Raw genomic sequence first — 21,719 nt, 5'->3', positions numbered from 1 at the left:
GACAAACGCCCGCCTGGAAGCGGGCGCTTGTCATTCAATCATGCCAAATCACTTCTTGGCAAAGTCTTCCGCCGGCTTGTTGTTCGGATTGGCCCAGGCAGCCTTGGTGGCTTCGGACAGCGGCAGGCCCAGTGCGACGTTGTTCGGCGGCACGGGCTGGACCATCCACTTGTCGTACAGCTTGGCGAGCGAGCCGTCCTTCATCTGACGGGCGATGCTCTCGTTGACCGCCTTGGCGAAGGCCGGGTCGTCCTTGCGCATCATGCAGGCGATGGGCTCGACCGACAACTCGGGACCGACGATGGCGAAGTCCTTGGGGTTCTTGGCCGTCGAGATGTTCTTGGCCAAGATGGAGGCGTCCATCACGAAAGCGTCGGCACGGCCCGATTCGAGCAGCAGGAAGCTGTCGGAGTGGTCCTTGCCCATGACTTCCTTGAAGTCGATGCCCTGGGCGCGCTCGTTCTTGCGCAGGATCTGGACGGACGTGGTGCCGGTGGTGGTGGCCACGGTCTTGCCGCTCAGGTCCTTCAGGTCCTTGATGCCGGAATTGGCCTTGACGGCGATTCGCACCACTTCCATGTAGGTGTTGTAGGCGAACTCGACATCCTTGGCGCGGGTGGCGTTGTTCGTGGTGGAGCCGCATTCGAGGTCCACGGTGCCGTTTTGCACCAGCGGGATGCGGTTCTGCGAGGTCACCAGCACGTAGTTGACGCTGAGCTTCTTGCCCACGGCCTTGCTCAGGTCGTCGACGATGCGCTCGCCCATTTCGGTGTGGAAGCCCACGTACTTGCCGTTGCCCAGGGTATAGGACAGAGCGGACGAATCCCGCACGCCCAGTGCGATGGTGCCGCTGGCCTTGATCTTGGCGAGCGTGTCGTTCGCCTGCGCCATGGCGCTGCCGGTGGCAAGCGCGACGACGGCGAGTGCGACGAGTTGTTTCTTCATGCGGGTGACTCCTAGGTTACGTATGGAAACGAGAGAGCAAATTCTAGTCAAGCATTTGCCTTGTGCCACGGGACCAACCCGGTGCGTGCGGCACCCGGTTGGCGCAGACCTGCTCCGGACTCGCTCCGGGACGGTGCGCTGGCCGATGCGGCCTGCCCGCGGTGGTGCCTTCTTCAAGCACCCTTTGTGCCCGCACCGTCTTTCTTGCCCGCCGACAGCCGCACGGGCCGCGTGAGCGTCTCGGGAACCAGAAGGGCCTCCATCTCCGCGCGGGTCATGATGCCCAGCGATTCGGCCACTTCGTCGATGCCCCCGCCGGTGGCCAGGGCAGTCTTGGCGATCAAGGCCGCCTTCTCGTAGCCGATGATGGGGTTCAGGGCGGTCACCAGGGTCACCGACTCGCGCACCCGCCTGGCGAGGAAATCGCGGTTGGCCTCGATGCCTTCCACGCAGTTGACCCGAAGCGTCTGGCAGGCGCGCGCGAGGTGGTCGATGCTCTTGAACAGGCTCCAACCCATGATGGGCTCGAAGGCATTGAGCTGCAACTGCCCCGCCTCCGACGCCATGGTCACCGTCACGTCGTTGCCGATCACCTCGAAGGCGACCTGGTTCATCACCTCCGGAATCACCGGATTCACCTTGCCGGGCATGATCGAAGAGCCAGCCTGCCGCGCCGGCAGGCGAATCTCGCCGAAGCCCGCCTGCGGCCCGCTGGAAAGCAGGCGCAGGTCGTTGCAGGTCTTGCTGAGCTTGGCCGCCACCCGCTTGAGCACGCCCGACAGCTGCACGAATGCGCCGGTGTCCTGCGTGGCCTCGACCAGGTTGACCGCCGGCTTGAGCGGCACGCCGCTGTCCTCGGCCAGATGGCGGCAGGCCAGCGCGGCATAGCCCTCGGGCGCGTTGATGCCGGTGCCGATGGCGGTGGCGCCCAGGTTGATCTCCTCGATCAATGCCCTGGCTTCGCTCAGGCGCGCCTCGTCCTCGCCAATCATCACCGCGTAGGTCTGGAACTCCTGGCCGAGCGTCATGGGCACGGCATCCTGCAGCTGGGTGCGGCCGATCTTCAGGATGTCGGCGAATTCCGCTGCCTTGGCCTCGAAGGCGCCGCGCAGCTGCGCCATGGCTTCGAGCAGCGCCACGATGGCGAACCACAACGCAAGGCGCACCGCCGTCGGGTAGACGTCGTTGGTGCTCTGCGAGGCGTTGACGTGGTCGTTGGGATGCAGCACGTCATAGCGGCCCTTGGGCTGGCCCAGCTTTTCGAGGGCCAGGTTGCAGATCACCTCGTTGGCGTTCATGTTGGTCGACGTTCCGGCACCGCCCTGGATCACGTCGACCACGAACTGCTCCAGATGGCGCCCGGCGATGAGTTCGTCGCAGGCGGCTTCGATGGCCCTGCAGTGCGCCACGCCGATCACGCCCAGTTCGGCATTGGCGCGGGCAGCCGCCTTCTTGACGAAACCCAGGGCCCGGATCAGGTCGGGCATGGCCGATATCGGGGTCCCTGAGATGGGAAAGTTCTCGATGGCGCGGGCAGTGTGAACGCCCCAGTAGGCGCTGGCAGGAATCTGCCGCTCGCCCAGGAAGTCGTGTTCGGTCCTGAAATTGGAATCCATGATGGTTGGGGCGCGGAGGCCCTTTGGGATGGCGACGAAGAGTGGGCGGGACTGTAGACGCGGCCCGCCAGACAGGCCAATGCCCAATGTTCATGCAGACCATGCATAGTTTGTGCAGTGCACAAACCAGCAGGCCGTTTGCCGTTCAGGTGACGGCGTCGGGTGGCATGGCCACCAGGTAGTCCCAGAGCGCGGCCGCCGCATGCTTGGGTTGCGACGGCTCGCCCGCCAAGGCGGCTGCCGACGGCCGTTGGCGGTAGGCGCGAATTTCCATCGAGGCTTCCAGCCGATCGATTTCCGGTGGCAAGGCGCTCACCAGCGTTCGGGACTTGACCTCCTTGCGCACCGAGCTGAAGGGCAGGAAGGCAATGCCGTGCCCCTCCATGGCCATCGCCTTGAGGCTTTCCGCCATGTCGGTCTCGTAGACACGATCGAGGTGCATGGCTTGCGGGGCGGCGTGCAGCAACTGGTCGACGATGCGGCTGAGGTAGGCGTCCGGCGAATAGGCCAGGTAGGGCAAGGGGCGGCCCAGGCTGCCCGGCAGGCAGAAACGAGGCGCACCATCGGCATCCGGCTTCACCCAAGGCGCCACGACCTCGTGGCCCAGGGTGACCATCTCGTAGCGGTTGGTGTCCAGCTCCAGCGGCAGTGCGGGATGGTGGTAGACGATGAGCAGGTCGCAGCCGCCCTCCATCAGCCGATGCACCGCATCGTGGACGTTCAGCGCGAGCAGTCTGCTCTTGATGGGGCCGAAGCCCTGGCGCAGCCGCGAGACCCAGGAGGGAAAGAACGTGAAGGCCAGCGTGTGCGGCACGGCAAATTCGATCACGTCATGCCCGGCAGAGGCATGACCGCGCAGCATGGCCCGGGCCGTGTGCAGGCCCTGCAGGGTCTCGATGGCCTGCGGGTACAGCGTCTGCCCGGCGGCGGTCAGACGCGTGGGGTAGGAGCTGCGGTCCACCAGGTCGGTGCCGGCCCAGGCTTCGAGCGCCTGGATGCGACGCGAAAACGCCGGCTGGGTCACGTGCCGAAGCTGGGCCGAGCGGCTGAAGCTGCGCGTCTCGGCCAGGCTGACGAAATCCTCAAGCCACTTGGTTTCCATCGCGCGGATTATGGCGATCCGCGCCGACCTTTCTCAGGCCTTGCGCTTGCGTTGCAGATCGATCTTGCCGACCCGGTCGGTCAGCACGGCCAGGGTGCGCTCGAACGCCTCGATCTCTTCGGGCGCGAGTTCGGCCAACCAGAGGTTCTGCATCTTTCGCCCCATGCGGTTGCAGTGCTGAACGGTCTCGCGGCCTTCAGGGGTCAGGAAAAGCCGCACCCAGCGCGCATCTTCCTCGCCGATCTCCCGGCGAATCAGGCCTCGCTTGACCAGCGAGGTGACGAGCTTGGAGACGAGTGTCTTTTCCAGGTACGCCGCCTCCACCACCTGCGACTGCGTGATGCCGGGGTGGGCATAGGCCAGGCGAAGGACGCGCAGGTCGCGCACGGTCACGCCGCGAGCCTCTTCGTAGGCGACGGAAGAGATGCGCTTGGCCTGTTCGTTCAGGACGTCGAGGCGAAAGGTCAGATAGTCGATGGCCGGCCGAGACAAGCGAAGACCCCCGATGAGTGAAGATGGCGGTGAGTCTCGCCTCACCGAATGCGCAGACAACGATAGCAGGCGTCGACGACCGTTGCCTCCATGTTTGCTCTCACCGCCGATCTTCATTGCCCGTCGACCAGGTACGTTTCCGTCAGCATGGCCCAGTACGCCGCCCCGATGGGCAGGTTGCCGTCGTTGAAGTCGTACCCCGGGTTGTGGACCATGCAGGCGCCGTGCTCTTCGCCCCGGCCATTGCCGATGTTGAGGTAGCAGCCCGGCCGCTTTTCCAGCATGAATGCGAAGTCTTCGCTGGCTGGCACGGCGGGCGCCTGCGCCACCACGTGCGCGTCGCCCACCAGGGCGCGGGCGACGTTGCGGGCGAACTCGGTTTCGTCCGGCGTGTTGACCAGCACCGCGTAGCCGGGCCGGAAGTCGATCTCGCCGCGCACGCCGTAGCTTTCGGCCTGGGCCGCCACCACCGCCTTGAGCCGCTGCTCCAGCAGCACCCGCGTCTCTCGCTGCAGCGCGCGCATGCTGATTTCCAGCGTAGCCGTCTGCGGAATGACGTTGTTGGCCTGGCCGGCGTGGATCGCGCCGACGGTGATGATGGCCATTTCCAATGGATCGACATTGCGCGCGACGATCGTCTGCAACGCCATCACGATGCTGGCTGCCGCAACGATCGGGTCCTTGGCGTGATGCGGCATGGCGCCGTGCCCGCCCACGCCGTGCAGCGTGACGGTCGCGTAGTCGGACGATGCCATCGCCGAGCCGGTGCGAAACAGCAGTTCGCCCTGCGGCCGCCCGGGGGCGTTGTGCATGGCGTAGATCGAGTCGCAAGGGAATTTCTCGAACAGGCCGTCTTCCATCATGCGGACCGCGCCGCCCAGGCCTTCCTCGGCCGGCTGGAAGATCAGGTTGAGCGTGCCGGAGAAGTCGCCCTGCTCGGCCAGATACTTGGCCGCGCCCAGCAGCATGGCGGTGTGGCCGTCGTGGCCGCAGGCGTGCATGATCCCGGGCCGGTTGCTGCGGTAGGCCAGGCCGGTTTTCTCCTCGATGGGCAGCGCGTCCATGTCCGCGCGCAGGCCGATCTTGCGCGCGCCGTTGCCGCGCTTGAGCTGCCCGACCACGCCGGTACCGCCCAGGCCGCGATGCACGTCGTAGCCCCACGCCGCAAGGCGCTCGGCCACCAGCGCGCTGGTCTGGTGTTCCTCGAACCCCATCTCGGGGTTCTGGTGGATCGTGTGGCGCACGGTCAGGAATTCCTTGCCGTGCTCGCGCATGTAGTTCAGATAGGTTTCGGCACTCTTGGGCATCTTGATGATCGGTTTTGAACGGGTGGTTGGCTGAAATGGCTGGGCCGGCGAATCAGGGGCGCAGCGCCATCGTGGCGGGCAGGCGAGTCCACGGCAGGTCCGCCGGGTCCGCGGCCATGGGACCCGCGGCTTTGGCCACCAGGATGTGGCTGGCGATGGGGGCGAAGTCGGCGCGGAAATGCACCGAGCTCTTGTTGACCAGCAACTTCATCTGCTCGGGCTCGATGCCGACGAAGCGGAAGAACTCGCGATCCAGCATCTGGGTCTTGAGGCTGGACACGGCCACCAGCACGCCCTGGATGTCCAGGCAGGCGCTGGGGCCCAGGGTGACGGTGCCGCCCATGCCCATCGGGCCCTTGAGCGTGACCTTGCCGTCCGACAACTGGCGCACGATGGCGGTGGCCTTGACCGGCGCATCGCTGAATTGCCCACCCCAGGTGGGCACCGATTCGCCCAGCGTGATGTCGATGCTCGCGCCGACGCCGGCCGCATGGGCCTGCGCGGCAACTTCCGCATCGGCCATCACGCCCAGCGCCACCTTGCCGGGGTAGCGCGCACCCGCCTCCAGGGCGAGCAGCGCGTGGAGCATGCCGGTCGTGTTGGCGTCGCCGCCGGCGCCGGGGTTGTCCTGCGTGTCCGCGATGACCACCGGCCTGTCGGTCGTGGCCGCCACGGAAAGCGCCTCGCGAACGGCAGCCTCGGGGCTGCGCAGGTCCAGTCGCCATTGGTCGCGCGGCTGGTCGACGCGCGCGAACAGGGCATCGACCGCCACCTCGGCGCCATCGCCATAGCCCCAGATGACCGGACCGCATTCGGCAATGTCGGCAGCCGGGAATCCCATGGCGAAGTTCAGGACGCCATCGTGGCGGGTGTCGAGCGCCTTGAGTTCGTCGTAGACGGCGTCGGCCGGCGCCATCATCGTGCACTGCGCGTTGAGCGACAGCAGGAAGGACAAGCGCCGGATGGCGATGGGCTCGCGCTCGCCACGCGCCAGGCGCCGCTCGAGCAAGCGACCGGCCAGGCGGCCGGTATCGGCCATGTCGACGTGCGGGTACGTGCGGTAGGCGGCAAGCCCGTCGGCCTGCGCCAGCATCTGCGCCGTCACGTTGGCGTGCAGGTCCAGGCTGGCGACGATGGGCACCTCCGGGCCGACCACGGCACGGATGCGCGCGAGCAGTTCGCCTTCCGGATCTTCCAGGTGCTCGGTCACGGCGGCGCCGTGCAGGTCCAGGTAGACGGCATCGACGCCGCCGTTGGCGCGCGCCGCCTGCAGGTCTTCGATCATCTCGCGGGCGATGCGCTCGAACGCGTCTTCGGTGACGTGTGCCGACGGATTGGCCCCCGCCCAGACCGAGCCCACCAGCGACCAGCCGCGCTCGTCCGCCAGATCGATGAAGCCGCCGATGGGAATGCCGCGGCCTCGGTAGGCCTCGACGATCACAGGGCCGCGGCGGTAAGGCGGAAAGCCCGAACCGGCCTCGAAGGCGGCCCAGTCGGCCTTGGTCGGCGCGAAGGTGTTGGTTTCATGCTGGAAACCGGCAACGAAGATTCTCATGGGTTGTTCTCTTTTGAGACGCGAATGAAATGACGCTCGGGACGCAGGCGGTTCACCCGCGCCCGAATGCAAAGCCCTGGCCGGGCGCCGCGGCCAGAAGCGCGCGTGTGTAGTCCTCGCGAGGCGACAGCAGCACCTCGTGCGCACTGCCCTGCTCGACGATGCGCCCGTGCTGCATGACGATCACGCGGTCGCAGATCTGGCTGGCCACCCGCAGGTCGTGCGTGATGAACAGAATGCCGACGCCCGTGGTCTGCTGGATCTCGTCGAGCAGCCTCAGGATCTGCGCCTGCACCGACACATCGAGGGCAGACACCGCCTCGTCCGCAATGAGCACCTTGGGCTCGCATGCCAGGGCGCGTGCGATGGAGATGCGCTGGCGCTGTCCGCCCGAAAACTCGCTCGGGTAGCGGTGCAGCACCTCGGGCTTGAGCCGCACGAGGCGCATCAGCTCTTCTGCCCGCTTCCAGGCCTGTTCGCGTGGCACGCCGAAGTTGAGCGGGCCTTCGATGATCGATGCGCCCACCGTCTGGCGCGGGTTGAGCGAGCGGTACGGGTCCTGGAAGATCACCTGCACATCGCGGCGAAACGGCGACAGGCCGCGCCCGCGCAGGTGCGCCACCGAACGGCCGTTGGCGTGGATCTCGCCGCCCGTCGGCTCGATCAGCCGTGCGATACAGCGTGCCAGCGTCGACTTGCCGGAGCCCGATTCACCCACAATGCCGACCGTCTCCCTCGGACGCACGACCAGGGTGGCTTCCTTGACGGCCTGGACCTCGCGCCGTTTGCCGGGCCAGCTGCCGCTCACGTAGGTCTTGACGATGTTGCGCGCGTCGAGCAGCGGGAAGGTATCGGTGATCGGCGGCCGGTTGTGCGGCGCCAGTTCAGGCACGGCATCCAGCAGCATCCGCGTGTACGGCTGGGTCGGCTGGGTGAGCACGGTACGCGCTGGGCCGCGTTCGATCATCTTTCCCAGCTCCAGCACGACCACTTCGTCGGCGATCTCGGCCACGACGCCGAAGTCGTGGGTGATGAACAGAACGGCCGTGCCGCTGTCGTTTTGCAGTTCGCGGATGAGGCCGAGGATCTCCGCCTGCGTCGTCACGTCCAGCGCCGTCGTCGGTTCGTCGCAGATGAGCAGTGCCGGCTTGAGGATGAGCGCAATGGCGATCACGATGCGCTGGCGTTGCCCGCCCGAGAGCTGGTGCGGGTACGCCGCAAAGATGCGTTCCGGATCCGGCAGTCGCACCCGCTGCATGATCTCCAGGATCATGCGCCGACGCTGCGCGCGGTCGAGCGTGACGTGCTGGGCCAGCATCTCGTCGATCTGCTCGCCGCAGGTCATGACCGGGTTGAGGGCGGTCATCGGCTCCTGGAAGACCATCGACATCGCGGGCCCACGCAGCGCGCGGAACTCCGTCTGCGGTGCGCCCACGAGCTCGCGCCCCAGCAGTTGGATGGAACCGGCGGTGGGCGCCAGGCCCTCTGGCAGAAGCCCCATCACCGCGCTCGCGATGACCGACTTGCCGGAGCCGGATTCGCCCAGCAGGCACACGATCTTTCCGGGGCGCACCTCGAACGAGATGTTCTGCACCGCATACGGACGGTCGCCGCCGCGCGGCAGCGATATGGCCAGGTTGCTCACCGCCAGGACGGGGTCGTGCACCTGGGCCGCGTTGGCATTGAGGTTTGCGTTCATGGTCGGCCTACTCGCCTCGCTTGTTGAACTTGGGGTCGAGCGCATCGCGCAAGCCGTCACCCAGCACGTTGATGGACAGCACCGTCAAGGCCAGCAGCGCGCCAGGGAACAGCACGTTGTGCGGATACTGGTTGAACTGCGCCCGCCCCTCGGCCATGATGTTTCCCCACGTCGCGGTCTCGGCTGGCAAGCCCACGCCCAGGAAGGAAAGAATGGCTTCCACCAGGATGGCGGAGGCGCAGACGTAAGTGGCCTGGATGACCAGCGGGGCCACCGCGTTCGGCAGGATGTGCCGCAGCATGATCTTCCACGTGGGCGTGTCGAGCGCGACGGCCGCTTCCACGTAGGGCTCCTCGCGCACGCTCAGCACCACCGAGCGCACCAACCTGGCCACGCGCGGAATCTCCGGCACGGCAATGGCCAGGATCACGGTGGTCATGCTGCCGCCGAACATCGCGACCAGGCTCACCGCGAAGAGGATGCCCGGAATGGCCATCACGCCATCCATGAGCCGCATGATCACGCCATCCAGCCGACGGAAGTAGCCCGCCACCAGTCCGATCGAAAGGCCGAAGACCAGCGTGATCGCCGCCACCGCCACGCCGACCACCAGCGAGACGCGGGCGCCATAGACCACGCGGCTCCAGATGTCACGCCCCAGGCTGTCGGTGCCCATGACGAACAGGTGCTGGAAGGTCTCGCCGCTCAGGCTGTTGAATTCGCCGAACGTGCCGGGCAGCAGATTGCCGCTGGCCGGATCCATTTCGGTCGGATCGATGGTGCCCAGCCAAGGCGCAGCCAGCGCCATCAGCATGAGCAACGCCAGGAAGCCGCCGCCCAGTCGCACCGACCAGTTGGACAGCACCTTGGAGAGCAAGGTACGGCGCTTTCGCGGCGGCGGCGCCGCTTCGGCTTCGGCCGCCGGGCCGCTGTCGAGAGTCAAAGATTCAGACATCGAGGTCATCCCGTCATGCTTTGCTTGTTGCGGGTCGGTGGTCATCAGTACCTGATGCGTGGGTCGAACACGAGGTAGCTGATGTCCACCAGCAGGTTGATCAGCACGTAGATCACCGAGAAGAACAGGGTGATGCCCTGGATCAACGGAAAGTCGCGCGAGAGCACGGCGTCCACCGTCAGGCTGCCCAGCCCGGGAATGTTGAAGACCGACTCGGTGACCACCACGCCGCCGATGAGCAGCGCGATGCCGATCCCGATCACCGTGACGATGGGCACCGCAGCGTTGGCCAGCGCGTGGCGCACCAGCACCTGTCTCTCGCCGATGCCCTTGGCGCGTGCCGTGCGGATGTAGTCCTCGGTCATGGCCTCCGCCACCGAGGCGCGGGTGACACGGGCGATGAGTGCGATGTAGATCACCGACAGCGCCAGCGCCGGCAGCAACAGGTGGCTGAGCCAGGGCCAGAGGCCGTCGGCAATGCGGTCGTAGCCTTGCACCGGCAGCCACTGCAGCTTGAGCGCAAAGAGCCAGATCAGCACGTAGCCGACGACGAAGATGGGAATCGAGAAGCCCAGCGACGAGAAGCCCATGAGCATGCGGTCGAGCCAGCCGCCATGGCGCCATGCGGCCAGCACCCCCAGCGGAATGGCCAGCACCAGCGTGAACACCAGCGTCAGCGCCGCCAGCGACACCGTGGGCTCGATGCGCTGGGCGATCAGCTGAGTGACCGGGATCTTCATGAAGTAGGACTCGCCCAGGTTGCCCTGCAACACCTTCCAGCCCCAGCGCGCGAACTGCACGGGCATGGCCTGGTCGAGGCCCAGGTTGGCACGAACCTTGGCAACGTTCTCGGCGCTGGCGTTGTCGCCCAGGATGACGGCGGCCGGATCGCCGGGCGCCAGCCGCGTCATCAGGAAGACGATGAGCGCCACGACGATCAGAACGGGCAGCGTGGCGACGAGGCGTCGAAGCAGAAAAGCAAACATGGCGATGCCCCGGTGGTCAGTTCTTCTTCAGGCCCCAGTAGACATTGACGGGCGACTTGACCAGGCCCGTCACCGCGTCCTTGCGATAGGCAAGCAGCGGCTTGTATTCGCCGATCGGCGCGAAGCCCGCCGCGTCGTACGACCGTTCCTGGATGGCCGTCGCGATCTTCTTGCGGTCGGCATCGGTGGCGGCTTTCATGAAGTCGGCCTTGAGCTGCTCGAGCTTCTCGTCCGTGGTCCAGCCGAACCACCCCTTCTCGCCGTTGCCGGTCATGGGCGCGTAGTACATCGGGTTGAAGTTGTCGGCGTAGAACCAACCGGTGATGAAGGCGTTCCATCCGCCCTGGTCGGCCGGGACCTTCAGTGCGCGTCGGGTGACCAGCGTCGGCCAGTCCATCGATTGCAGGTCGACCGTGAAGCCAGCCTGGCGCAGCAGCGCAGCCATGACGGCCGGGAACTTGTTGAGCACCGGGAAGGTGCTGGGGTTCATGAGCACGATCGGCTCGCCCTTGTAGCCCGCCTCCTTCAGCAAGGCCTTGGCCTTCTCGAACTGGGGCTTACCGGTGAAGTACGAGGTGTGGGCCGTGTCGTGATACGGCGAGCCGGTGGGATAGACCGATGTGTTGGCGTTGTAGAGCTCCTTGTGGTTCATCCCGGCGCGCATCAGCGCTTCCTGGTTGATGGCCATCAAGGCGGCCTGCGCGATCTTGGTGTTGTTGAACGGCGGCACCAGGCGGTTCAGGTGCAGCGCATAGGAGCCCGCGGGCACCTGGCTGTCCACCACGACCTTGGGATTCTCGGCCAGGCTCTTGTACTGCTCGGGCGGCAGGAACTCGATCATGTCGACCTCGCCGTTGGACAGCGAATTGGCGGCCGTCTGCGGGTCGTTCTGCACCACCCATTCCATGCGGTCGACGTTGACCACCTTGCCGCCCGCAGTGCCGTCCGCCGGCTCCTTGCGCGGCACGTACTTGGTGTTCTTGACGAACACGATGCGCTCGCCGGGCCGGTACTCATCGGCCTTGAAGACGAAGGGGCCGGAGCCGATGGTGCCCTTGACCTGCTGGTCCGCCGGCGTCTCGGCGGATGCCTTGGGCATGATGAACGGCGGGTTCGACGAGGGCTTGGACAGCGCCTGCAGCACCATCGGGAAGGGCTCCTTGAAGGTCATGACGAAGGTCTTGTCGTCCTTGGCCGTGAAGCTGTCCAGCGCGGCCATCATGCGCTGGCCGAGTGCATCGCGCTGGCCCCAGCGCTTGACCGAGGGAATGACGTCGTTCGAGGTAACGGGCGTGCCGTCGTGGAAAGCCAGGCCGTCGCGCAGCGTGAAGGTCCAGACCTTGCCGTCGTCGCTGGACTTGTACTCGCCCACCATCTGCGGCTGGACGTTGCCCTTCATGTCCACGCCGAACAAGGTGTCGTAGACCGAGTAGCCGAAGTCGCGCGTGATGAACGCGGTGGTCCAGATGGGATCGAGGATCTTCAGGTCGCTTTGCGGCACGACGCGCAGCACCGATTCGGCTTGCGCCTGGGCGCCCAGCGCCAACGCACCACCGAGCATCATGGAAAGAAGGGTCTTCTTGAACAGCACAGGCAAACTCCTTGAAGGTCTGGAAAGGGAAAAAACGAAGATCAGGCAACAGCCTGAAACACTTTGATCTTCAGCAGCAACTGTTGTCGTTTGCAACTAGTTTGCCGTAAAGCAGCAATCGTGCCCAATGGGACGAACCCGGGGTTGACGCTGACGGACTTGAAAGGAAAGTGATTTCTGGAAAGGCACGCGGACGGGTCTTCGCAAGGCAATGCGAAGAAAGTTGATCCCGGCGCTGTCCTTTTTGCCTGAGAGATTCACCAGCTCGGTGCGTCGTGCACCAAGCGGCTTGCCCCTTCGGCGGTCATCCGCCTATGGGCGATGACGCTCTCCAGCGTGCAGATGCATCCAGTCCTGGAACCTGAGCGTTCGTGGGAACTCGCCTTCGGTAATGCACCAGGCCGGAACGGCGACGGTGCATTTCTCCTGGATGCGCAGAGTGTTTTGCAACATGCGTGCCAGCGGAAGGCGGCGCATGGCGCGCCATGTCGTCAAGCGCAGGCCCGTGCGCTTGGGCCCTGCCTTGTGCGATCAGATCGGCGAGACGACGCCCAAGCCAGCGAAGTGGCCCGCGGCATTGGCCATGAAGCGATCCACGCTCGCCTGCGTGGCTTCGGGCGACCAGCCGGCCATGTGCGGCGTGATCAGCAGGTTGTCCAGGCCGATCAATGCCTCCGGCCGGTGCGGCTCGCTTTCGTACACGTCGAGGCCGGCGCCGGCGATGCGCCTGTCGCGCAGGGCCGCGGCCAGCGCATCGGTGTCGACCACGCTTCCGCGCGAGATGTTGATCAGATAGCCGCGCGGCCCCAAAGCGTCCAGCACCTGCGCGTTCACCGCGTGGCGCGTTGCAGGGCCGCCCGGCGTGGCGCAGACCAGCACGTCGCACCACTTGGCCAGCTCGATCAGGCTGCCGGCGTAGCGGTACTGCACGCCCTCCTTCGGCTTGCGATTGTGGTAGCCCACCGGCATGTCGAAGCCACCCGCGCGCTTGGCGATCTTCTGACCGATGGTGCCCAGACCGAAGATGCCCAGCTTCTTGCCCGACACGTTGGGCGGCTGCGGAATTTCCTCGCGCCAGATGCCGGCGCGGCATTGCGCGTCCAGCGTGCGCATGCCGCGGATGATGCCGATGATGAGGCCGAACGCGTGGTCGGCCACGCAGTCGTCGTTCGTCCCGGCGCCATTGGCCGTGGCGATGCCGCGCTGCTTGAGCATCTCCAGCGGCAGGCCCTCGTAGCCCGCCCCCATGCAGCACACGAGTTCCAGGGCCGGCATGGCGTCAACCTCGGCCGCAGTCAGGCCGACCACGCCGATGGTGAGCACCACGCGGATGCGAGCGCCGTGCGTGGCAACCGCCTCGGCGCGCGCCTGCGGCGTGATGGCGTAGATCAGTTCGTACTGCGCGCCGATCTGGGCTTGATGCTCAGGCAGCAGGCTGTTGAGGACCAGAAGGGGAATTCGATCGTTCATCGTTGAAGAAACAAGGCAAGGAAGGCTACGCGACATCCAGCGGGCGCACTTCCATCACGCCGTTCTGGGTCGCCGCGTCGTAGGCGTTGGGATCGCGCAGGGCCAGGTGCAGGGCGATCTTGCCAGCCTGGTACATCAGTGCGCGGTTGATGATCACGCCCAGCGCCACCATGCCGCCGCCCAGCCACAGCTTGCCCGCCAGGGCGAGCACGACGCCGACGCCGATCAACGGCAGCAGGAACACCATGAGCAGAAGGCGCTGGGAGACGAATCGCCGCGCCAGCTTGGGGTTGATGATCACCCGCATGCGACCGGCGGCCATTCCGGCCTGAAAGTCCTCGTGGCTCACGTAATCGGCAAACGCCTGCGGACTGGGCGATGGGCTCATGTCACTTTCCGACGATTTCGTTGGTGGGTTCAGCTTCCGCACTGCGCTGCAGCGCCCACATCTGGGCGTAGCGCGCACCGCGCTCGAGCAACTGGGCATGGGTGCCGCGCTCGATGATGACACCGTTGTCCAGCACCAGGATCTCGTGCGCGTCCACCACGGTCGACAGGCGGTGCGCAATCACCAGCGTGGTCTTGCCCTGGGCTGCCCTGCGCAGTTCGGCCTGGATCGCGCGCTCGTTGGCCGAGTCCAGCGCCGAGGTCGCTTCGTCGAAGATCAGCACCGGCGGGTTCTTGAGCAGCGTGCGCGCGATGGCCACGCGCTGCTTTTCCCCGCCCGACAGCTTCAGCCCGCGCTCGCCCACCATCGTCTCGTAGCCCTGAGGCGTGGACACGATGAAGTCGTGGATGCGCGCCGCCTGCGCCGCTGCCACCACTTCTTCGTGCGAGGCGCCGGGGCGACCGTAGGCAATGTTGTATTCGATGGTGTCGTTGAACAGCACCGTGTCCTGGGGGACGATGCCGATGGCTTGGCGCAGGCTGGCCTGCGTGACGTCCCGCGTGTCCTGCCCACCGATGGTGATGCGGCCCTGCTGCACGTCATAGAAGCGGTACAGCAGGCGCGCCAGCGTCGACTTGCCCGAGCCCGAGGGGCCGACCACCGCCACCGTCTTGCCGCTGGGAACCTCAAAGCTCACGCCGTGCAGAATGGTGCGGGCCGGCTCGTAGGCGAAGGCCACGTGCTCGAAGCGCACCGTCGCGTCTCCGTCCGGCAGCATCAGGGGACGAGCGCCGGGCGCGTCGGCGATCTCGCGCTCGCGCTCCATCAACGCGAACATCCGGTCCAGGTCGGTCAGGTTCTGCTTGATCTCGCGGTAGAGCACGCCCAGGAAGTTGAGCGGGATGTAGAGCTGGATCATGAAGGCGTTGACCATGACCAGGTCGCCCAATGTCATGCGCCCGTCCACCACGCCCTGCGTGGCGCGCCACAGCATCGCCACCAGGCTCACGGCAATGAGCAACTGCTGGCCGGTGTTGAGCATCGACAGCGTGGTCTGGCTCTTGATCGCCGCGCGGCGGTAGCGCTCCAGGTTCTCGTCGTAGCGGCGGGCCTCGAAATCTTCGTTGTTGAAGTACTTGACCGTCTCGTAGTTCAACAGCGAATCGATGGCCCGGCTCTGCGCGCGCGATCCCAGCTCGTTCATGGTGCGCCGGAAGGTGGTGCGCCACTCCGTCACCGTGACGGTGAAGAAGATGTAGATGACCAGCGCCAAGCCGGTAATGACCGCAAACCATGGATCGAATTTGGCAGCCAGGATGGTCAGCACCAGGGTCAGCTCGATCAGCGTGGGCACGATGCTGTAGAGCGAGTACGAGATGAGCGAGTGCACGGCCTGCGTGCCGCGCTCGATGTCGCGCGTCAGGCCGCCCGTCTGGCGCTCCAGGTGAAAGCGCAGGCTGAGGCTGTGCAGGTGCCGGAACACCTCCAGCGCAATGCTGCGCGAGGCACCCTCCGTCGCCTTGGCGAACACCAGTTCGCGAAGCTCGGTAAAGAGCGAGGTGGAAAAGCGCAGCAGCCCGTAGCCCAGCAGCAGCGCCGCCGGCACCACGAGCAGCGCCCGCGGATCGCCCGGCTTGAGCGTCATGGCGTCCACCAGGTGCTTGAGCAGGATGGGCACGCCCACGTTGGCCACCTTGGCGACCACCATGAAAGCCAGCGCGGCGATCACCCGCCACTTGTAGCGCCACAGATAGGGGAACAGGCGCGACAGGGTGGCGGCGTCTGAACGCGGGCCGGATGCGGGCGCCGCGACGCCCGCGTGAGGAGAGGATGCAAGAGCTTCGCCGCTGCGACGCATGAGAGACAATCGTGGGAACTTGTTTGCCCGGGATTGTGCCCATGTCCATCGAAACCAGCCCCGGCGTGCCGCCGACACCCCCATTGCGCAGTTTGCCGGCCGACATGGAACTGGTGCTCAAGGTCATCCCGATGCCTGGCGACACCAACGGCAACGGCGACATCTTCGGCGGCTGGGTGATGGCGCAGGTCGACCTCGCCGGTTCGGTGATTCCGGCGCGCTACACCAAGGGCCGCATGGCCACGGTGGCCGTCAACGAGTTCATCTTCAAGCAGCCGGTGAAGGTCGGCGACCTGCTTTCCTTCTATGCGTCCGTCACCCGCGTGGGCCGCACGTCGGTCACGGTGAAGGTCGAGGTGTTCGCCGAACGCATCATGGCGCAGGGCGAGTTCGTCAAGGTGACCGAAGCCACCCTGACCTACGTGGCCATCGACGACAACGGCAAGCCGAGAGCCTTGCCGAAGGAATGACCGGGCGCGCCGGCGTCAGACCTTGCTGAAGTCGGGCTTGCGCTTTTCCATGAAGGCGGTGAAGGCTTCGCGGGCCGCTGGCTCGCGAAGCATGCGGCGGAAGCTATCGCCTTCTTCGGCGATCCGCTCGGGCAACTGCGCCAGCTGGGACTTGCGCAGCAGGCGCTTGGTTTCGACCAATGCCGACAATGGCTTGGCAGCGAGCCGGCCTGCCAGGGTCGCGGCGATCGCATTGCATTCGGTGGGCGGCACCACGCGGTTGACCAGACCGACCTCTTGCGCCGCCTCGGCCATGAAGGGCTCGCCCAGCAGCAGCGCCTCGGCCGCTCGGTGATAGCCGAACATCTGGGGCACCAGCATGCTGGAGCCGAATTCCGGGCACAGACCGAGGTTCACGAAAGGCATGGAGAAGGCGGCGTTGTCGCCGGCGACGACCAGGTCGCAGTGGAACAACAGCGTCGTGCCGATGCCCACCGCCGGACCGCACACCGCCGCCACCACTGGCTTGGGAAAGGTGGACAGCGCGCGCATGAAGCGGAACACCGGCGAGTCCTGGCCGCCCGGCGGCGCATTCAGAAAGTCGCCCAGGTCATTGCCGGCGCTGAAGATGGTGGCATCGCCCTGGATCAGGAGCACCCGCACCGTGGCGTCGGCGCTGGCCTGCTCCACGGCGTCCGCCATGGCGGCGTACATGGCCGAGGTGATGGAGTTCTTCTTCTCCAGGCGATTGAAGGTCAGCGTGCTCACGCCGCCTTCGGTATGGACGAGGATGTCGCTCATGGTGCGGTTCTCTTGGTCAATGTGTTGAATGGAAATGGAAGCTTCAGGCGGCCAGCGCCTCGCGCACGAAGTCCAGGCGGTCCTGCCCCCAGAACATCTGGTCGCCCACGAACATGGTCGGCGCACCGAACGCGCCACGCTCGATCGCCTCCTGCGTGACGGCCTTGAGCCGGTCCTTGACGTCCGGCTGCGCGGTGAGCGCCAACAGCTTGCCGGCATCGAGGCCGGCCTCCTGCAGCACGGCACCCACGGTGGCAGGATCGTTCATGTTGCGGCCGTCGATCCACATGGCGCGGAAGATGGCGTCCACATACCGCTCGAACAGGTCGGGCGCGTGCATCTGAAGCCCGATGGCGCCACGCATGAGCATCAGCGTGTTGATCGGGAAGTGCGGGTTGTGCCTGTGCGTCACGCCATAACGGGCGGCGTATCGCATCAGGTCGTTGATCATGTAGACACCCTTGGCGGGCACCTCCACCGGCGAGCGATTGCCCGTCGCCTGGAACACGCCGCCCAGCAGAAACGGACGCCACACCAGCTCGGCGCCCGTCTCCTGCGCGATGCGCGGCATCTGGGTATAGGCCAGGTAGGCGGCGGGGCTGCCGAAGTCGAAGAAAAACTCGACGGTCTTGTTCGTCACGGGGGCGTCTCCTTGTGCGTGGCTTCTTGCGGATGCCGGATTGTCAGAACTTCTCGGACCAAGGCCGCAGGTCGAGTTCGTGCGTCCAGGCGTCGCGCGGCTGGCGGTGCAGCATGGCGTAAGTGTCGGCGATGTGCTCAGGGTTGAGGATTCCGTCCTGCGCCTTGAGCGCATAGCGATCCGGGAAATTGCTGCGGATGAATTCGGTGTCGATGGCGCCGTCGACCACCACGTGGGCGACGTGAATGCCTTCGGGCCCCAGTTCGCGCGCCATGCTTTGCGCCAGGGCACGCAGGGCCATCTTGGCACCCGAGAAGGCTGCGAAATTGGCGCCGCCCCGCAACGACGCGGTGGCGCCGGTAAAGAGGATGGTGCCCCGGTGGCCATTGGCAGGCATCGGCCGCGCCACCATGCGGCGGGCGACTTCGCGCGCATTCAGGAAGCCTCCGAAGCAGGCCATCTCCCAGACCTTGAAGTATTTCCTGGCGGTTTCGGTGAGGATGCTTTCGGGCACGTTCGCGCCGATGTTGAACACCATCAACTCGATGGGGCCCACGTCGCGCTCGATCCGCTCGATGAGCTCGACCACCTCTTCTTCCTTGCGCGCGTCGCTGGCAAAAGCGTGGGCGCGTCCGCCCTCGGCCTCGATCTGGGCCACCAGGGGCGCGAGCTTGTCGAGGCTTCGGCGCGTGACGCAGGTCGCATAGCCTTCGCGAGCGAAGCGTCGGGCGATGGCGCCGCCGGTGGCGTCTCCGGCCCCGATGATCAAGGCAGCCGCGCTCATGACAGTTTCTCCAGGAAAGCCATATGCATCACTCCTTGTAGTAGACGATCTGGTTGCTTGTTGCCAGCAGGTGCCCGGCCTCGCTCCACAGGTGCGCGCTCTGGTCGAAGTAACCGTTGAAGAAGCGCTGGGCGCGTGCCCGTCCCAACAAGAAGCCGGTGCCGACGTTGGCCAGCACGGCCGCGTCGGCATGGAAGTAGGTGGTGATCGACACGGTGCCCGCCGGCACGCGGTGGGCGCGTCGCAGCCACACCCGCGGGAAGAACACATCGCTCATGGCTGCGAGCGAAGCGAAGTCCAACGCCCGTTGCGGATGCTCGCGCACCCACAACAGGCTTTCGCTGTGCGTCCCGCTTCCGTCCCAGACCGAGGGCGGCTGGCCGCTGACCGGGCGCATCTCGTATTGGCCCAGCCAAGCCACACCTTCGGGACCGATGCGGATCGGCGTGACGTCGTCCGGGCGCTGCACCTCGGGCATGGGCACATCGCTTTCGCTCCAGGTCTCGCGGCGCAAGGCCGTGAAGACCGTGGCGGTGGTGTTGACCTGCCCGTTTTGCGAGATGACGACGGTCCAATGCTGCGTGGAGCGATTGGTTCTCACCGGGGTGGCCAGCACCTCGAACTGACCGGCCTCGACCGCGGCGGCGAAGTTGACGGTCAGCGCCACCGGCTCGCCGAGCAGGTCCGGGTGTCGCAGCACGGCCTGCAGCGCCAGCGCGGCGGTGGTGCCGCCGAACGGCCCCACCATGTTCCAGTAATCGGGGCTCGTGGCACCCGTGAAAAGACCGGAACGCAGGTCGCTGTGGTGCAGCGCCATGGCCTGGTCGAAGGGATGAAGGGTAGACATGGGGCCGCAGTTTGCATTCAGGCCATGCGGTGCGCAGTCGTGTGCGTGACGTCTGGCTGCTGCGCCGCCGCAAGATCGCGCAGTTGCTGCAGCTGGCCGATCAGGCGTGGCCACAGGCTCTGGCTGAACTGTTCGCGAAAGAACCCGAAATGACCGATCCGCCTGGCCTGCACATCGGCCGGCGCGATGCGCTGCAGCGATTGCGGCGCGGCCGGGTAGAGCGACAGCAGGCTGCGGGTTCCCTCGAAGGTCATCAGTTCGTCGTCGGTCATCGACAGCGCGAGCACCGGAAAGCGCACGCGGGCATAGCTGCGCGCCGCCGCCTCGCCTTCCGCGCCAACGCTGTAGCGCGGGTCGAGGCACCAGCGGCGCCATTGCAGGATCACGCCGCGCGGCAGGTCGCCCACCTTGCGCAGCCTGCGTCCCGGAAAGTAGCCCCACAGGCGCGTGGCCAGCGGCACCAGCACGAACCAGAAATACAGGATGCTGCGCTTCAGGCGCGGCGCATTCTCGCGCCAATAGCCGCTGCCGGCGGCGATGCTGATGAGCCCGTCCACCTGCTGCGGGCGCTCCAGGAAACCTGGCAGTTGCGCACCCAGGCTGTGGCCGAGCAAATAGAGCGGCGCCTGCGGCAAAGCGGCCTTGGCGGCGTCGATGACGGCCTCATAGTCGCGCGCCCAGTCCATCAGGTCGGCATCCACGTCCCGCAGCGAGGTGGCCGCAAGCGAGTCGCCCACCCCGCGATAGTCGAAGGTCCAGACCGACACGCCCTGCCCCGCCAGCCAGCGGGCAAACGGCTCGTAGAAGGCCTGCCGCACCCCCATCGCCCCGCCGATCACCACGCTGGCGTGAGGCGTGCCTTCAGGCAGGTAACGGCGAACGGCGATGGAAGCGCCCTCTTCGACCGGCAACCGAAGTGACTGCATTTCAGCTCCTTGTGTCCAACGTCCGCCGAGGCATGGCGCGCGTGCCGGTGTGGGCCCGCAACGCCGCTGATCAACCGCGCAGCAGCGGTCAGACGCGCTCGAAGATGCCGGCGGCGCCTTGCCCCATGCCCACGCACATCGTGACCATGCCGTACTTGAGCTGCTTGCGGCGCAGCGCATGCACCACTGTTGCCGAGCGGATCGCACCGGTCGCGCCCAGCGGGTGGCCCAGCGCAATGGCGCCGCCCATCGGGTTGACCTTGGCGGGATCCAGGCCCAGCGTGTTCATCACGGCCAGCGACTGGGCGGCAAAGGCTTCGTTCAGCTCGAACCAGTCGATGTCGTCCTGCTTGAGTCCGGCATAGCGCAGCGCCGCGGGGATGGCCTCGATCGGGCCGATGCCCATGATCTCCGGCGGCACGCCCTTGCTGGCAAAGCTGACGAAGCGCGCCAGCGGCGTCAGGCCGAATTGCTTGACCGCCTTCTCGCTCGCGATGATCAGCGCGCCGGCGCCGTCGGATGTCTGCGAGCTGTTGCCAGCGGTGACGCTGCCGCGCGCCGCGAAAACCGCGCGCAGCTTGGCCAGGCCTTCGAGGCTGGTGTCGGGGCGCGGACCTTCGTCCAGGTTGACGGTGCGCGTCCTGGCGACGGATTCGCCCGTTTCCAGGTTGGCGGTGCGGTCGGTCACCTCGATCGGCGTGATCTCGTCGGAGAACTCGCCGGCCTTCTGCGCAGCCATGGCGCGCTGGTGCGACTGCAGTGCGAACGCGTCCTGCGCTTCGCGGCTCACGTTCCACTGGCGTGCCACCTTCTCGGCAGTCAGGCCCATGCCGTAGGCGATGCCCACGTCGCCTTCGCGCTCGAAGATCGAAGGCGACAGCGAAGGCGAGTTGCCCATCATGGGCACCATGCTCATGCTTTCGACGCCGGCGGCGATCATCACCTCCGCCTCGCCGACGCGGACGCGATCGGCAGCCATCTGCACGGCGGAAAGACCCGAGGCGCAGAAGCGGTTGACGGTGATGCCACCCACCGAGGTGGGCAGGCCGGCGAGCACGGCGCCGATTCGCGCCACGTTCAGGCCCTGCTGCGCCTCGGGGATGGCGCAGCCGCAGATGATGTCTTCGATGGCCTTCGGGTCGAGGCCCGGCGCCTGGGCCAGCGCCGCCTTGAGCGTGGTGGCCAGCAGATCGTCGGGGCGGGTGTTGCGGAAGTAACCGCGGTGCGAACGGCCGATCGGCGTGCGGGTCGCGGCAACGATGTAGGCGTCTTGAACTTGTTTCATGAAGAGACTCCGGTTGGGGCTCT

20 protein-coding genes and 1 riboswitch are annotated in these 21,719 nt (G+C 66.3%); of the genes, 1 reads left to right on the top strand and 19 read right to left on the bottom strand.

Translation table 11 applies throughout. From position 1 onward, the window contains the following. Positions 1–48 precede the first annotated feature (48 nt). The 13 genes from QTH91_RS11960 to QTH91_RS11900 all read right to left on the bottom strand — a co-directional run bounded on the left by QTH91_RS11960 (position 49) and on the right by QTH91_RS11900 (position 15,964). Positions 49–945, bottom strand: a complete 897-nt coding sequence (locus QTH91_RS11960; RefSeq protein WP_286660296.1) for a transporter substrate-binding domain-containing protein — start codon at positions 943–945, stop codon at positions 49–51. Between the two features lie 173 nt (positions 946–1,118). Then, positions 1,119–2,561 carry an aspartate ammonia-lyase gene (locus QTH91_RS11955; protein WP_286660295.1) on the bottom strand — a complete coding sequence of 481 codons (1,443 nt, stop codon included), beginning with the start codon at positions 2,559–2,561 and terminating at the stop codon, positions 1,119–1,121. Between the two features lie 145 nt (positions 2,562–2,706). Continuing rightward, positions 2,707–3,663, bottom strand: a complete 957-nt coding sequence (locus tag QTH91_RS11950) for a LysR substrate-binding domain-containing protein (RefSeq protein ID WP_286660294.1) — start codon at positions 3,661–3,663, stop codon at positions 2,707–2,709. A 33-nt stretch (positions 3,664–3,696) separates the two neighbouring features. Beyond that, positions 3,697–4,155: a MarR family winged helix-turn-helix transcriptional regulator gene (locus QTH91_RS11945; RefSeq protein ID WP_286660293.1), complete on the bottom strand. Its 459-nt coding sequence runs from the start codon at positions 4,153–4,155 to the stop codon at positions 3,697–3,699. Between the two features lie 113 nt (positions 4,156–4,268). After that, the gene (locus QTH91_RS11940; RefSeq protein ID WP_286660292.1) at positions 4,269–5,462 is read right to left on the bottom strand and encodes a M20 aminoacylase family protein; all 1,194 of its coding nucleotides are present in this window, start codon (positions 5,460–5,462) and stop codon (positions 4,269–4,271) included. Positions 5,463–5,514: 52 nt separating this feature from the next. After that, entirely contained in the window at positions 5,515–7,017 is a 1,503-nt protein-coding gene (locus tag QTH91_RS11935; protein WP_286660291.1) for a M81 family metallopeptidase, read from the bottom strand. Between the two features lie 52 nt (positions 7,018–7,069). Then, positions 7,070–8,716: a dipeptide ABC transporter ATP-binding protein gene (locus QTH91_RS11930; protein WP_286660290.1), complete on the bottom strand. Its 1,647-nt coding sequence runs from the start codon at positions 8,714–8,716 to the stop codon at positions 7,070–7,072. Between the two features lie 7 nt (positions 8,717–8,723). Beyond that, positions 8,724–9,671 (bottom strand): ABC transporter permease, encoded by a 948-nt coding sequence (locus tag QTH91_RS11925; RefSeq protein WP_286660289.1) that lies wholly within the window; start codon positions 9,669–9,671, stop codon positions 8,724–8,726. 44 nt (positions 9,672–9,715) lie between these two features. Continuing rightward, positions 9,716–10,657: an ABC transporter permease gene (locus QTH91_RS11920; RefSeq protein ID WP_286660288.1), complete on the bottom strand. Its 942-nt coding sequence runs from the start codon at positions 10,655–10,657 to the stop codon at positions 9,716–9,718. 16 nt (positions 10,658–10,673) lie between these two features. Beyond that, positions 10,674–12,248, bottom strand: coding sequence for an ABC transporter substrate-binding protein (locus QTH91_RS11915; protein ID WP_368389464.1), 1,575 nt, complete (start codon positions 12,246–12,248; stop codon positions 10,674–10,676). 225 nt (positions 12,249–12,473) lie between these two features. After that, positions 12,474–12,593, bottom strand: a riboswitch (glycine riboswitch). 186 nt (positions 12,594–12,779) lie between these two features. Beyond that, entirely contained in the window at positions 12,780–13,718 is a 939-nt protein-coding gene (locus QTH91_RS11910; RefSeq protein ID WP_286660287.1) for a 2-hydroxyacid dehydrogenase, read from the bottom strand. Between the two features lie 25 nt (positions 13,719–13,743). Further along, positions 13,744–14,106, bottom strand: coding sequence for a hypothetical protein (locus QTH91_RS11905; protein WP_286660286.1), 363 nt, complete (start codon positions 14,104–14,106; stop codon positions 13,744–13,746). A gap of 1 nt (position 14,107) precedes the next feature. Beyond that, complete coding sequence (locus QTH91_RS11900) at positions 14,108–15,964, bottom strand: ABCB family ABC transporter ATP-binding protein/permease (protein WP_286660285.1); 1,857 nt, start codon at positions 15,962–15,964, stop codon at positions 14,108–14,110. Positions 15,965–16,005: 41 nt separating this feature from the next. Between QTH91_RS11900 and QTH91_RS11895 the strand changes: the two genes are divergently transcribed. Next, complete coding sequence (locus QTH91_RS11895) at positions 16,006–16,434, top strand: acyl-CoA thioesterase (RefSeq protein ID WP_286660284.1); 429 nt, start codon at positions 16,006–16,008, stop codon at positions 16,432–16,434. 15 nt (positions 16,435–16,449) lie between these two features. Here QTH91_RS11895 and QTH91_RS11890 read toward each other — a convergent pair whose 3' ends face one another. The 6 genes from QTH91_RS11890 to QTH91_RS11865 form a co-directional block, all read right to left on the bottom strand. Continuing rightward, positions 16,450–17,214: an enoyl-CoA hydratase gene (locus QTH91_RS11890; protein ID WP_286660283.1), complete on the bottom strand. Its 765-nt coding sequence runs from the start codon at positions 17,212–17,214 to the stop codon at positions 16,450–16,452. Positions 17,215–17,257: 43 nt separating this feature from the next. Next, on the bottom strand, positions 17,258–17,854 hold the full coding sequence (locus QTH91_RS11885; protein WP_286660282.1) for a 2-hydroxychromene-2-carboxylate isomerase: 597 nt from the start codon (positions 17,852–17,854) through the stop codon (positions 17,258–17,260). 43 nt (positions 17,855–17,897) lie between these two features. Continuing rightward, on the bottom strand, positions 17,898–18,638 hold the full coding sequence (locus tag QTH91_RS11880) for an SDR family oxidoreductase (RefSeq protein WP_286660281.1): 741 nt from the start codon (positions 18,636–18,638) through the stop codon (positions 17,898–17,900). Between the two features lie 28 nt (positions 18,639–18,666). Next, a complete protein-coding gene (locus QTH91_RS11875) occupies positions 18,667–19,485 on the bottom strand; it encodes an acyl-CoA thioesterase (protein WP_286660280.1) in 819 nt (272 codons plus the stop codon). 17 nt (positions 19,486–19,502) lie between these two features. Then, entirely contained in the window at positions 19,503–20,411 is a 909-nt protein-coding gene (locus QTH91_RS11870) for an alpha/beta hydrolase family protein (RefSeq protein ID WP_286660279.1), read from the bottom strand. An 88-nt stretch (positions 20,412–20,499) separates the two neighbouring features. Beyond that, the gene (locus tag QTH91_RS11865) at positions 20,500–21,696 is read right to left on the bottom strand and encodes an acetyl-CoA C-acyltransferase (RefSeq protein ID WP_286660278.1); all 1,197 of its coding nucleotides are present in this window, start codon (positions 21,694–21,696) and stop codon (positions 20,500–20,502) included. Positions 21,697–21,719 lie beyond the last annotated feature (23 nt).

The sequence above is a fragment of the Variovorax dokdonensis genome (assembly GCF_030316895.1).
GTDB lineage: Bacteria > Pseudomonadota > Gammaproteobacteria > Burkholderiales > Burkholderiaceae_C > Variovorax > Variovorax dokdonensis.
The sequence above is the reverse complement of the archived record's forward strand: the minus strand, read 5'-3'. Positions and strand labels throughout refer to the sequence as shown.

Excerpts from the sequence above, each read along its gene's own strand:
- QTH91_RS11905 (WP_286660286.1), bottom strand. The coding sequence starts at position 14,106 with ATGAGCCCATCGCCCAGTCCGCAGGCGTTTGCCGATTACGTGAGCCAC.
- QTH91_RS11865 (WP_286660278.1), bottom strand. The coding sequence starts at position 21,696 with ATGAAACAAGTTCAAGACGCCTACATCGTTGCCGCGACCCGCACGCCG.
- QTH91_RS11930 (WP_286660290.1), bottom strand. The coding sequence starts at position 8,716 with ATGAACGCAAACCTCAATGCCAACGCGGCCCAGGTGCACGACCCCGTC.
- QTH91_RS11960 (WP_286660296.1), bottom strand. The coding sequence starts at position 945 with ATGAAGAAACAACTCGTCGCACTCGCCGTCGTCGCGCTTGCCACCGGC.
- QTH91_RS11890 (WP_286660283.1), bottom strand. The coding sequence starts at position 17,214 with ATGAGCGACATCCTCGTCCATACCGAAGGCGGCGTGAGCACGCTGACC.
- QTH91_RS11935 (WP_286660291.1), bottom strand. The coding sequence starts at position 7,017 with ATGAGAATCTTCGTTGCCGGTTTCCAGCATGAAACCAACACCTTCGCG.
- QTH91_RS11920 (WP_286660288.1), bottom strand. The coding sequence starts at position 10,657 with ATGTTTGCTTTTCTGCTTCGACGCCTCGTCGCCACGCTGCCCGTTCTG.
- QTH91_RS11925 (WP_286660289.1), bottom strand. The coding sequence starts at position 9,671 with ATGTCTGAATCTTTGACTCTCGACAGCGGCCCGGCGGCCGAAGCCGAA.
- QTH91_RS11880 (WP_286660281.1), bottom strand. The coding sequence starts at position 18,638 with ATGAGCGCGGCTGCCTTGATCATCGGGGCCGGAGACGCCACCGGCGGC.
- QTH91_RS11950 (WP_286660294.1), bottom strand. The coding sequence starts at position 3,663 with ATGGAAACCAAGTGGCTTGAGGATTTCGTCAGCCTGGCCGAGACGCGC.
- QTH91_RS11900 (WP_286660285.1), bottom strand. The coding sequence starts at position 15,964 with ATGCGTCGCAGCGGCGAAGCTCTTGCATCCTCTCCTCACGCGGGCGTC.
- QTH91_RS11870 (WP_286660279.1), bottom strand. The coding sequence starts at position 20,411 with ATGCAGTCACTTCGGTTGCCGGTCGAAGAGGGCGCTTCCATCGCCGTT.
- QTH91_RS11875 (WP_286660280.1), bottom strand. The coding sequence starts at position 19,485 with ATGTCTACCCTTCATCCCTTCGACCAGGCCATGGCGCTGCACCACAGC.
- QTH91_RS11895 (WP_286660284.1), top strand. The coding sequence starts at position 16,006 with ATGTCCATCGAAACCAGCCCCGGCGTGCCGCCGACACCCCCATTGCGC.
- QTH91_RS11955 (WP_286660295.1), bottom strand. The coding sequence starts at position 2,561 with ATGGATTCCAATTTCAGGACCGAACACGACTTCCTGGGCGAGCGGCAG.
- QTH91_RS11940 (WP_286660292.1), bottom strand. The coding sequence starts at position 5,462 with ATGCCCAAGAGTGCCGAAACCTATCTGAACTACATGCGCGAGCACGGC.
- QTH91_RS11910 (WP_286660287.1), bottom strand. The coding sequence starts at position 13,718 with ATGAACGATCGAATTCCCCTTCTGGTCCTCAACAGCCTGCTGCCTGAG.